The organism is Thermogemmatispora carboxidivorans (assembly GCF_000702505.1).
Classification (GTDB): domain Bacteria; phylum Chloroflexota; class Ktedonobacteria; order Ktedonobacterales; family Ktedonobacteraceae; genus Thermogemmatispora; species Thermogemmatispora carboxidivorans.
The window spans coordinates 5,577,798-5,592,900 of the sequence record NZ_JNIM01000001.1 but is presented as its reverse complement, the minus strand read 5'-3'; the positions used below and the strand labels follow the sequence as shown (position 1 = coordinate 5,592,900).

Here is a 15,103-nt window from a genome sequence, read left to right as displayed (position 1 = left end):
TGTGGATAACTCTGAGGGAAGAACGGTTTCCTCAAAGACGGCGAGCCAGGAGGCGCAGACGGCGATAATCCAGCTCCCAGTGTTCTTCTCTGAAGAGAGCAGGGCGAGCTTTGGCCTCGATCGCCGTCAGAATCTCCTCCTTGCGGTCCGCGGGCACCACCTCCAGCAGCGCAGAGCCAAACATCTCCAGCCAGAGGCGCAGCCCTCGCTCACCTTCCTCCAGCGCCGTGGGTCGTTCAAAGAGCCAGGCGGCCTGGACCTCGAAGCCGTGAGCCTCCAGCAAGGCAGCATATTCCCCCAGAGCAGGAAAATACCAGGGATTGGGCGGCGTCACTGCCAGCCGCTCCTGCAATACCTCCTGCACAGCCGCGTAGACCGCCGCCACGTTGCCGCGCCCTCCCATCTCCAGTACCAGGCGTCCCCCCACTTTGAGCAAGCGAGCCAATGCCGCGACTACCACCTCGGCTTCGCGTATCCAGTGCAGCACGGCGTTGGAGAAGATGGCATCAAAGGGGCGCGGGTAGAAGAAAGAGCGAATATCGCCTACGTGCCATTCGAGGCTCGGATAGTGCTGGCGAGCGACCTCAATCATCGCCGGCGAGCGATCGAGACCCACGACCTGAGCGCCACTGCGCGCAATGGTCGCCGTCAGATGGCCCGTTCCACATCCCACATCCAGGATCAACTCGCCCGGGCGCGGAGCCAGCAGCTCTAGCAGACTGCTGCCATAGGCAAAGACGAAGGCATGCTTCGTATCATAGAGGGCCGCATTCCAATCACTGGCAGTCAAGACAACACCTCACCTGCTTACAGCAACTACAACGAGCATATCTGCAAAAAATAACATATCTGCAAAAATAAAAAGAGCAGCACAAGCTCATGAGAAAGCGCCTACTCCCAACAGGAGAGGGCTGCCGTGGAGCTACCCGATGCGATCGAGGCAGGCGAGAGCCACCACAACCACCTCGCCCTCCTCCAAAAGGACGCGAGCCGCATGAGCGCGTACACCCGAAGGGAGGCGCTGACGATGGAGAAAGAGCGAGAGAATCTCACCCGTTCTGCCGCAGTAGTCGCCAGAGCAGATACGCACGCGCGCCCCGGGCGCCAGGGCCAGATCGGGCTTCTGGCTGGGGAGGGCTTCGGCCTCAGCCGCGGTCAGCGAGATCAGCAGCTCCGGCAGCGTAGGCCGCCGAACCGAGGTGAAACCGGAGAGGAGGGCCACCCGTCCCTGATAGCAACGCAGCAGCTGCAAGAGGCGCGCCGGCATCGCCAAACTCCCGAGGCCCTCCGTCAACATGATCGTCAAGGGTGGTAAGCGGGACTGCCGGTCCTCAGCGTTTGGGCTGTTCACCAACTCCAGCAGGTCGGCATGAAGAAAGCCCTCAAGGTCGCGCAGAAAGATACTACTGGCGACAATACCGACCACGCCGGAATTGAGGGCATGGCGCAGCAGAAGGAAGCTCAACGGGCCAGGTACCACCAGAATAGCGCCGGGGGGAATAGGCTGCTGGATCGAACGCGCAGCGCCACCGTCCAGGGCCTGCCAGAGCGTCAGCACCCCGGCCACCTGGGGGCCAGCGCCGAGAACTCCCTGGATTGCCATCACCTGACTTTCGATCACCACCCCACCGCGAGCCGTCACATCGACAACGCGCCCCCGTAGGCCAGCCGGCACTGTCTCCTCACCCAGTGCAGGCACGGCTAGCGCCGTCTGCGTATCGCTCAGGTGATGCGCCTGCGTTGGCTGGATTGCCGGCAGCTTCCGCGTTACCGCTGGTAGCGAGAGGCGGGGAAGGCCGCCGAGCTTCTCGGCGCGCTCCTCACGCTTCAATCGGATCACCGGCTGGTCAGGCTCGACCGTCTGGCCGGGATAGACCAGCGCCACCGCTCCTGCACGCGAGCCACCAGGCCAGCGCTCTCTGCGCACCACAACCTGTAAGCGTACAGACCACCCCAGGGGATAGGCCATTGTAGCAGGCGCCTCCCATGTACGCCCCAGATCACAAGTGCATCATCAATGAGAAGGTTTCAGAGAACCTTTGAGCTGCAACAGGGCAAACAACAATCACAACAACGACAGGGCCAGTGCGCAAGCCAGATCGAGTCAGAACAGTGCTGGCGTCAGCAGGCAGCCAGTCCAGTACAGTAGAGCAGCCAGTAGCCAGTTGGTCGGTAGTCTCTATCAGGCTAGGCCCCAATGGCCTGAGACCATTGCAACAGTCGCGCCTGGCGTTCGGCCTTATCCGCTGGCAGCACCAGCGGGCGCCCGCGGGCATCGATGATCAAGCCCACCAGGCCCCCATCGATCTCCTCGGCAGCGCGTGCGCGCTCGCCAGGACCTAACCCCACATCGACCGTCTGAGCAGGATAGAGCGTCAGCAGAGCCTGCTCATTCAGGCGCAGGGGGACGACCTCAATCGAGCCGCTCATGACCTCGACCTGGACCTGCCGTCCATTACTATACTCTACAACGACGCGCAGCGCAATCTGGTCGGGCGGCAGAGTCCCATAGGGGATCACGCAGGTTCCCAGGCGGTGGGTCACGGCATCGTTCTCATTGACTTGCACAGCAGCCACCGGGTTCACAGTCGCGATCGCCCCCAACTGTTGGAAGAGCAAGGTGCGATCCAGCACCAGGGAGGTCACGCCGCGTGGCTGCAAGGCATCGAGCAGCATCAAGGCCGCCTGAGCGGGGCGCGGGGCATGGGCCAGTACACCGCCAGTGGCCAGAATCAGATCGGGCGAGAAATTGCTGAGGGCGCCCGCTTTCAGGGCTTCGGCGGTCAGAAGGATCGCCTCGCGGGCGAACGCCTGGCTGATTTGCAGTTCCCGCTGATTGCTGGGGACCACATGGGGGTGCAACATCGTATTGAGCACGAACTGGCGCAGCTCCTCATCGGAGACATCGAACGGCAACCAGCGGCTAATATGCTGAGAGCCAACGCGCTTCAAGAGTTCGCCCAGCCCAGAGCCGACGCCGATGCCCGCCTTGACCATCGGGATGAACTCCCCGCGCTCGCCAGCCAACAGCAACGTTGTGTTAGCCCCCCCTGCGTCGACGGCCATGACGTTCATCGTATAGTGGTGAGCCAGAAAGCGCACCAGGCTGCTGAGGGAGGTCGCTGTGGCCACAGGGGAGGCCGAGGACCAGGACCAGAGGGTCTCGCTGCCGGGCAAACGGCGCAGAATCGAGCGTTCGTAGAGCGAGCTGGCGGCCAGGCTGATCGGGCTGAGATTGGAGGCCGAGACCAGGGGGTCCAGGCGCGTCACTTCGCCAGCCCCATTGATCAGGCGTCGCGAGGCCTCCACATACTGAGGGGCGGCGGCATAGAGCACCGGCAAAGGGAAAAGCCGCGTCTTCTCGCGTTGCTCCTGGGCCGCATTCACCAGAAGCTGGCAGGCTTCCTGAATCGGGGTGGCCCCCGCTGGTCCATCGGCCATACCAACAATGATAGCCGCATGCGGCTGTAGCTCGCGCAGGCGGTCGAGCTGTCGGCGCCATTCCAGGGCCAGGCGTTCGGGAGTCCAGGGTAGGGGACTGACCCCCGGCAAGGGGGTAGCGCCTGGTTGCGTGAGCTGGCCAGCGGCCATGCTCGCGGTAAACGTTGGAGAAGGCAAAGCCTGGGTCTCGGCATAGAGACCAGAGACCGCCTGGCTGACCAGGTCCGTCAAGGCGGGGCTGGCCGCGCCCAGAACCACCAACCGGAGGGGGCCGCCAGCGCTAATAGTGGCCACGAAGACATCTACGCCATTGCCATCCGGCTGCTCCGGCTCCAGCAAATGGCCATCGACAATAATCTGCCGGCCCGTGACCAGCTCAATCTCGTTGATAGCCTGGGCGATGCCCCGAGTAATATCCTCCCGGGGAGCAGCCAGCGTTGTTGGGGCCTCGCCGCGCGCCATCAGGCGATACTGTCCTTCGACCAGGCCCAGCAACGAAACCTTGGTCAGCACGCTGCCGCAGTCGGCAACCAAAATAGAATTTGCGGCAGCGGCATCTTTTCTATGAGCGGCTGCCTGACCCTCCTGCTGATTCAACTGCGTCTGCATCTCCAGAACACCCCTCTTCTCTCACCTAGTGCGGGAACCAGCTACGAATCACATCGAGGAAGCTACGCTTAGCAGGCCGGGCCTGAGCCTGCGCCCGAGATTGCGCGTGGGCCTCGGCACCTGGCCCTGGAGGTGGGGCAGATGGAGGCGGCGCCGTATAGGCGGAAGCCGCCGGAACAGGATTCGCACCGGCATTGGCGCCGATATAGGCAGCGGGATACCCCGGAGGACTCACAGGCGTTCCAGACATCCCCCCCCCAGCAGCGAGAGCCGGCGGAGGTGAGGCTGGCGCCATCTGCCCGTAGCGGGGGTCAGGTCCCTGAGCGGGCAACGAGGGCGTTGCCGAGGCCACCCCCAGCAGAGAAGCGAAGACATTGGCCGCTGCTTCACTCTGCTCGCTGACGCCCAGCTCCGTGCGGGGCCGGCTGGGCACACGCATATTCTCAACGCGCGGTTGCATAGGATCGGGCAAGGTTCGCCCAGGCTCTTGGACGGCCAGCGGGTCCTGTCCGCGAGAGCCAGCGGGAGCAGGCGTTTCCATCGAGGAGCGTAGCCATTCGGGCAAAGCATTCATATCGATGAGCGAGGCCGCCGTCAGGCCGCCGGCGGGCAGAGACGGCGTCGGAGGAGGGGCCGCCGGTCCTCCTTGCCCTCCTGGCGATGGCGACGTTGGCCTTGAGCCTGCATTTTCCAGCTGCCCCTCACGCAGCCAGGCCGGCAAAGCGCTCATATCGATCAAAGAAGCTGCTTCCAATCGGGTAGCACCCCCAGCTTCTGGAGCGCCCGGCCTTGGGGCTGCCTCAGAAGCCGCGCTCTGGCCCCGTAGCCAGTCCGGTAACTGGTGCGGATCAATCAGGTCGTGGGCCTGCAGCGGCTGCCCAGACACGGGAGCTGGTCCTGGCTGGGCGCTTGTCGCTCGGCCCCACTCTGGAGAGGCGGGTCCCGAAGGTTCCACGCCAGCACCCGCCGGGCCAGCCGTCGACGGTCCTAAAGATTTCATCCATTCTGGCAGGGCCTCCGGCTCAACCAGGCTTGAGGCGGGAATATCCTTCTGACCGCTCAGCCCACTCTCACGTACTCCCATCCCTTCCTGTCCCTGCCCCTCGCGCATCCAGGAGGGCAGGGCCTGCTCATCGATGAGAGAGCGGGCCGTAATCCCTCGGGCGGGCGGGGCAGCTGCGTAGCCCGCCGGCCCGTCCAGCTGGGCACTGGCAGGAAACTGATATTCGGCAGTATCTTCCTTTTGCTCGGCGCGCATCCAGCTTGGGAGGCTCTCCTCGTCGATCAAATCAGCGGCAGAGAGAGGGATAGGGCCAGTAGAACCCGCTGGCAAGCGCTCACCTGCCCGCAACGACTGCAGCCAGGCCGGCAACTCTGCCCGCTGAGATACTCCTTTCTGCGCATCTGCAGCTCCTGCAGCACTTCCAACTCCGCCAGATAAGGGCAAGCCGCAGCGCCGGCACGTCGCCATGCCGGCAGCGACTGGCTCTCCACAGTTGCTACACCTAATCACTGTTGCTCCTCACTTTCACCAGGCCGTCACCTTCGCTCCTGGATCTGGCTCGCTCGCAGTGTAGCATGCTTTTCGCTGGCACGCAACGCACTGCGCTGGCTGCCTGCCTCGATTGCTATATCTACCTGATGATAAACATGACCAGGCTCACTGATATGATACTATAGATCCATAATTCCCAGCCAAAAGTACTACTTACTTCTCTCCGCCGCAGACTACCCTCCCCCCCCCTTGCAGGCGAGCAAGGCCCTTTTTACAATAGAACTGGCTCTGTCGGCATTCTGTAACAAAAGATAGGACAGATGCTTATCATTCGCCAGACAAAGGAGGAGAAACAGCGATGGAGAAAAGGAGCGCCCGCCGGCGCCCGTGGTGGTGGCGGCTCTTAGTCTGGTTACTGGCGAGCAGTGGGATTAGCCTGCTGGCACGGCGCCGAGGTGCTCTTAGTCGTAGCGGAGTGCCAGCAGCTATCGTGACGGGCACGGTGACCGCTGGCGCAGGTGGCTGGGAGCTGGGTCTCTCCCTTATCTTCTTCTTTATCTCCTCCAGCTTGCTTTCTCGCTTTCGCCAGCAGCAGAAGGTCCATATCGCGGCGGAGAAGTCCAACAAGGGCAGCGCTCGTGACCTGCTGCAAGTGGCGGCAAACGGCGGCGTTGCCACCTGGTGCGCGCTGCGTTATGGGTTGCGCCAGCGTTCCGTGACCTCGGCGGTCCAGGCTGAGCGTGCATCCTGTGATCCCTGGCTGGCGGCCTTTGGGGGTGCTCTGGCAACGGCTACAGCTGATACCTGGGCTACTGAGCTAGGCGTGTTGACGCGCCGTCCTCCCCGTCTGATCACGAGCGGGCGCCCGGTGTCGCCAGGTATCTCCGGGGCAGTTTCCTGGCCGGGCACGCTGGCTGCAGCGGCGGGCGCCCTGGCGATTGGCATAGTGTTGCAGGGCTTGCTCACCCTGGCTCGGCTGCTCTCCGGCGGCGCCAGCGAGCCAGACCGCAGCCGACCGCTCCCGCTGGCGATCATTGCCTGGTTTAGTGGTTTGGCAGGCAGCCTGATCGACAGTCTGCTTGGTGCCACCCTCCAGACCATCTATCGTTGTCCACGCTGTGGACAGGAGACCGAGCAGCGTCGCCATCAAGGCTGCGGTAGCCTCACCCAGCGCGTGCGTGGCTGGCCGGGAGTCAACAACGATGTTGTGAATTTCCTGGCCACTCTGAGCGGGAGCCTGATCGCCGCTGCCCTCAGTCGCTGCAGCGCGCCCTACCGGGGCCGAGACTAGACGAGATTGTCCGCCAGCTGGCTAAAGAAGGGCAGCCGATAGTCCGGCCTGAACCAGGCCATGAACATGAGCCACAGCCAGAGCAAGAGCAGCAGCCAGCCTAGCAGATTAATCAGCAGGCTCAGGCCAAAACCAATCAGCCAGCCAAAGAGAGGCAGCAGACCTAAAACCCCGTGCAAGAACTGAAGCACCAGAACCACCAGCGAGAGTGAGCCAAAGGTCACCAGCGATTGGGCTGCGTGCCAGCGCACATTTCGATTCTTCTCGACTAAGAGGAGGATCAGGCCCGAGATCCAGATGAGCGCATAAGCAAGCACCCGTTCTAGACGCTCGTCCAAGCCCAGGGTTGTCATTCGATTCATCATGGCCTTTTCCTCGAATTCGTCCGGTTGAGATGCAAAATTGTTTCCGGGATCTGACTGCCTATATATACGCAGAGCGCTGGGAGGTGTTGCAGGGCCAGCAGGAGCCAGAGGCAGGTAGTCTTTGGCCGCCAGTCCTTCGCTTTCACGTTTGCAGCAGGCTAGAGCCGTCCTGACAGAGCCAGGCGAGCCAAGCCAGATCATTGCCATCACCGATGAGGCCGGGAGGAGGCGCTATTGTCAGTCCTCTGGAGCTGCAGTATAATACGAACGCAAAAGCTAGCTAGCGGGAGGCAATGCGAGGTCTATGGGAGGACCAGCACTCATCATTAATCCCAGCGATGGGCTTTTCCTGGCCAGCTTCTTCGGTTTCTTGCTGTCGCTGCCCCTGGCACTCTTTATCATCTTCTGGGTCAGCGTAGTGCTGGTCAGGCGGCGCTGGGCGGTGCTTCTGGGAACCTTCATCGGGGCGTTTATCGGCCTGCTCGCCATTCTGGGCTGGGTCGATACGCTGATTTTCGATACACCCTTGCCCAATGCTCAGGTTGGGGCGACCTTCTTCGGCTCGCTGTTCCTGTGCAGCGTTCTGGGTCTGGTCGGCGGTATGCTGACCGACTGGCTGGTCGCGCGTGGGGAGAGCCGTCGCTCGCGCCGGCAAACCACACTCATGCCCGAGTGAGCGAGCTGCGGCTGGGGCCGGTCAGGAACGTCGCCAGGGGGTGTCTTTTTCTCGCTGAGGGCAAGTGAGTAAGCGAATGGGTGGGCTATGTTCTATTTGCTGCATGGCGATGACGAATTCAGCAGCCGCGAAGCGCTGCGGCGCCTCCGCCAGCAGGGGGATTTCGGCTACAACCAGGATCTCTACCACGGCGACGAAACTGAGCTGGCGACCATCGTGGCGACGTGCAGCACGCTGCCTTTCCTGAGCGAAGGTCGGCTGGTGATCGTCGAGGGGCTGCCCCGCAAGCGGCGGAGTAGTTCCTCGACTGCTCAGGAGCGGGAGGCAGCCAGCGTCTCCGCCGAGAGCGATCAGGGGGCAGGCACAGCAACAAGAGAGGGAGCCGAGGAGCGCAAGCGCACCCGGGCCCGCAAGGGAAGCAAGAAAGCTGGAGCTGCTTCGCGTGCCGATTTTGAGCAAGGGCTGGCGAGCCTTGTGCCGGTGATGCCGGCCTCGACTACCTTGATCCTCCTGGTTGATGAGGCCCTTGAGGCGCGTCATCCACTCGTGGAGGCGGCTCGCCGTCATGGCCAGGAGATCAAAAGCATGCTCCCCAAAGGGGCCGCTCTCGAACGATGGATCGAGGAGCGGTCCGCGCAGCTCAAAGTTCGTATTACGCACGAGGCGGTAACGCTGCTGGCGAACTTCATCGGCAGCCAGACCCGTATGCTGGCCAACGAGCTGGAGAAGCTTGCCACCTATGTCGGTGAAGGTGGCACCATCGATGTCCCTCAAGTGCGGGCCCTCTCTGCCCAGGTGCAGGAGACGCGCATCTTTGAGCTGACCGACGCCCTGGCCCAGCGCAGACAGAAGCAGGCCCTGGACATTCTCCACAGCCTGCTGACCGAAGGGCAGCCACCATTGCTCTTATTGGGCTTCATGCTCTCTCAAGTGCGCACGCTTCTCCTCGCCAAAGAGCTGACGCAGAAGGGACTGCGCGCGGCAGAGATCGCCGCGACACTGGGCATCGCGCCTTTCATCGCCGAGCGAGCGGTTCAGCAAGCGCGGCAGTTCAGTCTCACTCAGCTTGAGTTCATCTATCGTCAGCTTGTCGAAACGGATGCGGCATTGAAGCGCAGCCGTCTGAGTCCCGAGGTTGCTTTTGATCTAGTGCTCATGCACTTCTTCACCACCCCAGCTCGCCCCTAGCGGCAGTCGGCCCCCCACCACGGACCTCTGTGCAAGCCCATCGACAGCAGCAAGCAAACAAGCAAGCAATTTCAAGCTGTTTCCCAAGGATGCACCAATGGCCACGAGTTCTCTTCTTGAACAGAGACTGATCGTGCGCATCGAGCGCGAGGGGCCACTGTCCTTCGCTGAATATATGCGCATAGCGCTCTATGATCCAGAGAGCGGTTACTATACAGCTGGCACTCCGCGCATTGGCTGGTCCGGGGATTACTTCACGAGCGGCGACCTCGGAGACTTCTTCGCCCACTGCTTGGGGCGCCAGCTCTGGCAGATGTGGGAGGAGCTAGGTCGCCCGCAGCCCTTACGGATCTGGGAGCAAGGAGCCGGGCGAGGCGAGCTAGAGGCAGGGGTTCGCGCCTGGGCAGAGCAAGAGCAACCGGAGTTTGCTAGAGCCCTCAGCTACCGCAGCCTGGACCTGCAGCGGGGGGAAGATGCCCTGTCTGCCGAAGCGCTAGAACAGCTTCGCGAACAAGAGGGAGGCCCTCATCTTATTCTGGCCAACGAGCTAGTCGACGCTTTCCCGGTCCACCTCGTCGAAGTGCGCCAGGGGCAGCTCTACGAGATCTACGTGGGTCTTGAAAAAGGCAGATTGCGGGAGATCGCTGTCCCGCCAGCACCGGAAGTAGTCACCTACCTCGACCGCTATTGCTTGCGTTGGCGAAGTTTCCCCAACGGCTGGAGGGCAGAGATCAACCTGGAGGCCCTCCGCTGGATAGAGCTGCAAGCTTCGCTGCTGCGGCGAGGATTTCTGCTCGTGATCGACTACGGAGACCGGGCCGCGCGGCTCTACAGCCGTGCCCGGCCTCAAGGGACGCTCCTCTGCTATCACAAACACCGTGTCAACGAGCAGCCTCTGGCAAGGCCCGGAGAGCAGGACATCACGGCTCATGTGAATTTCAGCGCGCTGATCGACGAAGGGCGTCGTCATGGTCTCCGTCTACGCCTCTTCACCACGCAGCGCGCCTGGCTAGAGCGCCTGGGCATCTTCGAGGAACTCGAGCAGCTCCGCCGTACCCACTTCTCGGCAGCAGATCAAGAGCGCGCCACAGATCAAGGACAGATTGCCCTGCTCCGCTGGTATAACCTGCGCCAACGAGTTCTGGCCCTGACCGATCCTGCAGGACTGGGCAACTTCAAGGTGCTCATCATGAGGCGCTGAGCCTCGCTGGCGCTGCCGATCAAGGCATGGCTCGTCTCTGAAGCAGAGAGGCCTCGATCTAACGGAGCAGCGAAGTATCAATAGGCGAGCAGGCGCTGCTTGTGCCGTTGAAGCTGTCGCGATGGAAATTCAGCCACAGCTTGCGCGAGGCCAGGCCGGCAGGATCGCTGAGATTGAGTGAGAAATCCTTGAGGGCGGTTCCCGTGTCATCGGTCGTCAGCGAACCGACTAAAAGGAGGGTGGGACCGCCACAGCTACCCTCATCGATCGTCAGATAGTAAGTGGTAGCAGGCTTAAGACCCAGGACAGCGATTTGCAGGTGAGAAGGGGAAGGGGCCGAGGCTGACGTCTGGTCAGGGGCATGGACCAGGTGGGCCTGGATGTTAGAGGAAGGGAACGACACAGTGTTAGAGAAAGGCTTGCCCACATTCCCAAGGAGGCCCTTGGCAAAATCGGCCAGGTTTGGGCCGAAGATAGCCACGATGACTAACACGAGGAAGACCACTACAGCGAGGCGTGTCAACAGCTTCCAGGGCTTCATCACGCAAGTCTCCCAGTCGAACAAGCTCCCCAGAGAGGATGTAGAGCAAGACGATCGATCCAGCGCCAACCAGCACAGCGCCTGCGCTCGCGGCAGTCATCAGCTGGGGCGACGGAGAGAACGCCATCATCATGGGTTCAGAATCTATTATAGGCGAAGCGTAACGTAAGTGTCTATCATTGCTTTTGCCGGATGAGAGGGGAGCGAGGCAGGGAGTGGGAAGGTATAAGAAAAGCGCCCATCCAGGCAGGTGGGGCGGCGACGTCCTACTTTCCCACGGGGCTTCCCCCGCAGTATCATCGGGGCTGGAAGGCTTAACTTCCGTGTTCGGGATGGGAACGGGTGTTTCCCTTCCGCTATAGTCACCGCTCCACCTGCATGGACAGGCGGGCAACCAACGAGCCAGCTCTCTATGAGATGAACTGGCATCCCCTTCAGGTGGAGATGAGGGGACTCGAACCCCTGACCTCTGCCGTGCAAAGGCAGCGCTCTACCAACTAAGCTACATCCCCCTGTGTGGGTGGGTGGGCCATCCTGGACTCGAACCAGGGACCTCAGTCTTATCAGGACTGCGCTCTAACCACCTGAGCTAATAGCCCACAGTTAGCAGCTGATGAGGTCACATCGACGGGTGCCGGGTGACCCGAACACCTGGAGAGTGATAAGGCGAGTTTGTGACGACCGACCTGCCAGGCTTTAGCCTTATGGCAAGTGGTCTTCTCTGCCATGCTGCCACCCGATCACCGCCTACTATTTTACCACCTGTCAGTGTTTCTGACAAGGGGGTTTTTCCGCGGTTTCCCAACTTCCGCAGAGAGGAGAAGTCAGGAGATTAAGACGAGTGACAGGATCGACCTGGGAGAAGGGATATGAGCGCAGGCAGAACGGCTGTCTGCTGCTCTATCTCCCATCGACTCCCTAGAAAGGAGGTGATCCAGCCGCACCTTCCGGTACGGCTACCTTGTTACGACTTCACCCCAATCACCGACCCCACCCTCGACGCCTGCCTCCCCTCTCTTGAGGGGTTCGCCCAGCGGCTTCAGGTGTTGCCGGCTTTCGTGGTGTGACGGGCGGTGTGTACAAGACCCGAGAACGTATTCACCGCCGTGTGCTGACCGGCGGTTACTAGCAACTCCTCCTTCATGCAGGCGGGTTGCAGCCTGCAATCTGCACTGAGATCGGGTTTAAGGGATTGGCTCCCCGTCGCCGGGTCGCTGCCCGCTGTCCCGACCATTGTAGCGTGTGTGTCGCCCAGGATGTCAGGGCCATGCTGACTTGACGTCATCCCCACCTTCCTCCGCGTTGTGCGCGGCAGTCCCCTCGGAGAATTCCAACCGAGAGCGGGGGTTGCGCTCGTTGCGGGACTTAACCCAACACCTCACGGCACGAGCTGACGACAGCCATGCAGCACCTGAGCACGCCTCCCTTGCGGGCCGGCCCATCTCTGGACCCTCAGCGCGCTTGTCCAACCCTGGTAAGGTTCTTCGCGTTGCATCGAATTAAACCACACGCTCCGCTGCTTGTGCGGGTCCCCGTCAATTCCTTTGAGTTTTAGCCTTGCGGCCGTACTCCCCAGGCGGACCACTTCATGCGTTCGCTTCGGCGCGCAGGGGGTCGATCTCCCCACACACCTAGTGGTCAGCGTTTACGGCTAGGACTACCGGGGTATCTAATCCCGTTCGCTCCCCTAGCTTTCGCCTCTCAGCGTCAGGTACCACCCAGGACAGTGCCTTCGCCTTCGGTGTTCTTCCCGATCTCTACGCATTTCACCGCTCCACCGGGAATTCCCTGTCCCTCTGTGGCCCTCAAGTCGGACCGTCTTCCTGCCTCTCCCGCAGTGAAGCCGCGGGCTGTCAGCCGGAACCTGCCCGACCGCCTACAGGCCCTTTACGCCCAGTAACTCCGGACAACGCTCGCCCCCTACGTCTTACCGCGGCTGCTGGCACGTAGTTTGCCGGGGCTTCTTCCTGGGGTACCGTCCTCTCTCTTCCCCCAGAAAAGCAGTTTACAACCCGAAGGCCTTCTTCCTGCACGCGGCGTCGCTCGGTCAGGCTTTCGCCCATTGCCGAAGATCCCTCACTGCTGCCCCCCGTAGGAGTCTGGGCCGTCTCTCAATCCCAGTGTGGCTGGTCGTCCTCTCAGACCAGCGACCGATCGTCGCCTTGGTAGGCCGTTACCCTACCAACCAGCTAATCGGGCGCAGGCCCCTCCTGCAGCGCCCCGCACCCTCCGGCGCGGAGCTTTCCTGGCGCCTCTTGCAAGACGCCACCGTATGCGGGATTGTCGGCACTTTCGCACCGGTATCCCCCACTGCAGGGCAGGTCACCCACGTGTTCCTCACCCGTCCGCCACGCCCTCCCCTCGCGGAAAGGACGTTCGACTTGCATGTGTTAGGCACGCCGCCAGCGTTCGTCCTGAGCCAGGATCAAACTCGCCATCCAGAAGATCTATCTGAAAGTCTCCTCTTCTGGAGACCCTCATTGGCATTCTGGTAAAGGCCAGCCGCCTGTAAACCCAGGTTTCCGGTCGTCACTTAACTCAAAGCCTTATCACTCTTCAGTTGTTCAGGTGCACCTGGCACTACGGCCATGTGATCCATCAAGCGCTCGGGGGCAGGTTCGGTGTAGTTCCTGTGTTCCCGAGTGCAGTGGAGATGATAGCACTGTTTGGCGCGGCTGTCAAGGGGGTTAGGCGAGGAATTTCGAAAAAAAATCCGAAGGTCCTCCCTGCTGGGCCAACGGGTTATCTCCAAGGTAAGCGTATGGGCATCAGGAGAGTTGGCCAGGGAGGGGTGGGCGGCTCTAGCTCTTCAGTGAGCGCGGCCAACAAGAGGCGGGATCACCCCACCCCCTCCTGCTCACCCCAGCTCATGCATGGCATAGACCCAGAGGGGCAGACGATGCTCCCGTTCCTCGCTCTCCCTGGTCGGTCGTTGCTCACACTGATAGCTATGGAGAAACTGGCGCAACTGCTGACTATGCTGGCTGTCAAGGACATAGCGCCGCTCAGCGATTTCGACGATCAGCCCCTCGTGGCTGGCTCGAAAGACGAGTGGCCCTAGCACCAGACTATCGCGCTCCATAGTACTCTGCTTATTCCTCCTCCTCGGCGTTCTGTCTATAGGGTAGGCCCGCCCTCTCTCCCGAGCAGCGGGCGTGCTAGTGCACGGGCAAGAGTCGCCCGCTATGCACATCGTAAACGAATCCAAGGATCTCGCTTTCTTTCAAAAGGAAAGGAGAAGAGCGGAGCAGGGCGATGTCATCATGTACCGACTGCTCCAGACTCTTAAACGGAAAGAAGTCAATCCCAGAGGCATCTGCGCCAAATTGCTCTTGTAGACGTCGTTGCAGATCGGCGTTCTCGAAGGTGAGCATGCCACAGTCGGTGTGGTGAATGACCAGGATGGTGGTGGTCCCCAGTAATTGTTGAGAAATGATGAGTGAGCGCAGGGCCTCCGCCGTGCGTCCCCCAGCGTTGCGAATGACGTGCGCGTCACCTTCCTCTAATCCCAGGATACGCGCCGGATCAATTCGCGCATCCATACAGGTGACAATCGCTAACTTCTTAGCTGGCGGTAGCGGCAGCTCCCCTTTCTGAAAGGTAGAGGCGTAACGCTCGTTGGCCGCCAGCAGCTCTTCAATAAGCGACATGGCTACTCCTTGCAGCAACTATTGTTGACTTAGTTGATCTACTAAATAACTTGCTCTGAGTATAGGCCGGCAAGAGATGACTGTCAAGAGGCAGGCCCAAAGGGAGGATCAGGAGGCCGCTCATTCGGGCCGGTTGTAGGGGGTGAGGACTGTCCATCGCGATCATGCGGGGGCTGCCCATCCTGTTCGAGATAGTAGCTGATCACCAGGGCCGCGCCCACGCTCAGAGGGATCAGGCCCGGCAGCAACCAGGGACCGAGGTGAAAAGGGGCCGCAGTCAGAGTCGGTGGGAGCATGAAGCCCAGGGGATAGAGACCAAAGGTCAAGGCCAGCCCAACCATCATGGTGATGAGTCCCGCCCGTAAGGCTCGCCGGCTGCGACTGCGCCTCTGCAGGCTCTCCAGATCCAGGCCGCGGGCAATCAGCGCCATGCGCTCTCGATGGTCAAGATAGCGCAGCAGGACGATAAAGCCGCAAAAGATTATCAGGGCCAGGAGCCAGCCCAAAAGGGCTGCCAGGACGTTCGATGACATGCATCTGACCTCGTTACTGTTGCCTCGCGTGTATAATATATAAGATAAGTCGGTTGAGAAAGGGTCCTGCACTACGAATTTGTTTCGTTCCTGGCCGAGCTTCGCTCTCCAGT

General features: G+C 61.3%; 13 protein-coding genes, 2 tRNA genes and 2 rRNA genes. 4 read left to right on the top strand and 13 right to left on the bottom strand.

Annotated features, from left to right (window positions below):
• Window positions 1–31: 31 nt before the first annotated feature.
• The 4 genes from N688_RS22055 to N688_RS22040 all read right to left on the bottom strand — a co-directional run bounded on the left by N688_RS22055 (window position 32) and on the right by N688_RS22040 (window position 5,383).
• Window positions 32–790: a class I SAM-dependent methyltransferase gene (locus N688_RS22055; protein WP_052891294.1), complete on the bottom strand. Its 759-nt coding sequence runs from the start codon at window positions 788–790 to the stop codon at window positions 32–34.
• Window positions 791–922: 132 nt separating this feature from the next.
• Window positions 923–1,969 (bottom strand): hypothetical protein, encoded by a 1,047-nt coding sequence (locus N688_RS22050; RefSeq protein WP_052891293.1) that lies wholly within the window; start codon window positions 1,967–1,969, stop codon window positions 923–925.
• A gap of 218 nt (window positions 1,970–2,187) precedes the next feature.
• On the bottom strand, window positions 2,188–4,050 hold the full coding sequence (locus N688_RS22045; protein WP_052891292.1) for a glutamate mutase L: 1,863 nt from the start codon (window positions 4,048–4,050) through the stop codon (window positions 2,188–2,190).
• A 25-nt stretch (window positions 4,051–4,075) separates the two neighbouring features.
• On the bottom strand, window positions 4,076–5,383 hold the full coding sequence (locus N688_RS22040) for a hypothetical protein (RefSeq protein ID WP_156025642.1): 1,308 nt from the start codon (window positions 5,381–5,383) through the stop codon (window positions 4,076–4,078).
• Window positions 5,384–5,903: 520 nt separating this feature from the next.
• On the opposite strand from N688_RS22040, the gene N688_RS22035 reads away from it, so the two are divergent.
• Window positions 5,904–6,836 carry a DUF92 domain-containing protein gene (locus N688_RS22035; protein WP_052891290.1) on the top strand — a complete coding sequence of 311 codons (933 nt, stop codon included), beginning with the start codon at window positions 5,904–5,906 and terminating at the stop codon, window positions 6,834–6,836.
• Here the strand turns inward: N688_RS22035 and N688_RS22030 are convergent.
• Window positions 6,833–7,201: a DUF4870 domain-containing protein gene (locus N688_RS22030; protein ID WP_052891590.1), complete on the bottom strand. Its 369-nt coding sequence runs from the start codon at window positions 7,199–7,201 to the stop codon at window positions 6,833–6,835. The genes N688_RS22035 and N688_RS22030 overlap by 4 nt on opposite strands.
• Window positions 7,202–7,505: 304 nt before the next feature.
• On the opposite strand from N688_RS22030, the gene N688_RS22025 reads away from it, so the two are divergent.
• The 3 genes from N688_RS22025 to N688_RS22015 all read left to right on the top strand — a co-directional run bounded on the left by N688_RS22025 (window position 7,506) and on the right by N688_RS22015 (window position 10,266).
• The gene (locus tag N688_RS22025) at window positions 7,506–7,877 is read left to right on the top strand and encodes a hypothetical protein (RefSeq protein WP_052891289.1); all 372 of its coding nucleotides are present in this window, start codon (window positions 7,506–7,508) and stop codon (window positions 7,875–7,877) included.
• 87 nt (window positions 7,878–7,964) lie between these two features.
• Complete coding sequence (holA, locus tag N688_RS22020; RefSeq protein ID WP_052891288.1) at window positions 7,965–9,065, top strand: DNA polymerase III subunit delta; 1,101 nt, start codon at window positions 7,965–7,967, stop codon at window positions 9,063–9,065.
• 97 nt (window positions 9,066–9,162) lie between these two features.
• A complete protein-coding gene (locus tag N688_RS22015) occupies window positions 9,163–10,266 on the top strand; it encodes a class I SAM-dependent methyltransferase (RefSeq protein WP_052891287.1) in 1,104 nt (367 codons plus the stop codon).
• 58 nt (window positions 10,267–10,324) lie between these two features.
• Here N688_RS22015 and N688_RS22010 read toward each other — a convergent pair whose 3' ends face one another.
• From N688_RS22010 to N688_RS21975, 8 genes are all read right to left on the bottom strand, one after another.
• The gene (locus N688_RS22010; RefSeq protein WP_052891286.1) at window positions 10,325–10,807 is read right to left on the bottom strand and encodes a hypothetical protein; all 483 of its coding nucleotides are present in this window, start codon (window positions 10,805–10,807) and stop codon (window positions 10,325–10,327) included.
• A 253-nt stretch (window positions 10,808–11,060) separates the two neighbouring features.
• A 5S ribosomal RNA gene (gene rrf / locus N688_RS22005) occupies window positions 11,061–11,177 on the bottom strand.
• 69 nt (window positions 11,178–11,246) lie between these two features.
• Window positions 11,247–11,319 (bottom strand) — tRNA-Ala (locus N688_RS22000).
• A 13-nt stretch (window positions 11,320–11,332) separates the two neighbouring features.
• Window positions 11,333–11,406: transfer RNA gene (locus tag N688_RS21995), tRNA-Ile, on the bottom strand.
• A 323-nt stretch (window positions 11,407–11,729) separates the two neighbouring features.
• Window positions 11,730–13,248: ribosomal RNA gene (locus N688_RS21990) — 16S ribosomal RNA — on the bottom strand.
• 416 nt (window positions 13,249–13,664) lie between these two features.
• Window positions 13,665–13,889: a hypothetical protein gene (locus tag N688_RS21985; RefSeq protein ID WP_052891285.1), complete on the bottom strand. Its 225-nt coding sequence runs from the start codon at window positions 13,887–13,889 to the stop codon at window positions 13,665–13,667.
• A gap of 76 nt (window positions 13,890–13,965) precedes the next feature.
• The gene (locus tag N688_RS21980) at window positions 13,966–14,457 is read right to left on the bottom strand and encodes a beta-class carbonic anhydrase (protein WP_052891284.1); all 492 of its coding nucleotides are present in this window, start codon (window positions 14,455–14,457) and stop codon (window positions 13,966–13,968) included.
• Between the two features lie 83 nt (window positions 14,458–14,540).
• The gene (locus N688_RS21975) at window positions 14,541–14,990 is read right to left on the bottom strand and encodes a DUF6249 domain-containing protein (RefSeq protein ID WP_052891283.1); all 450 of its coding nucleotides are present in this window, start codon (window positions 14,988–14,990) and stop codon (window positions 14,541–14,543) included.
• Between the last annotated feature and the right edge of the window lie 113 nt (window positions 14,991–15,103).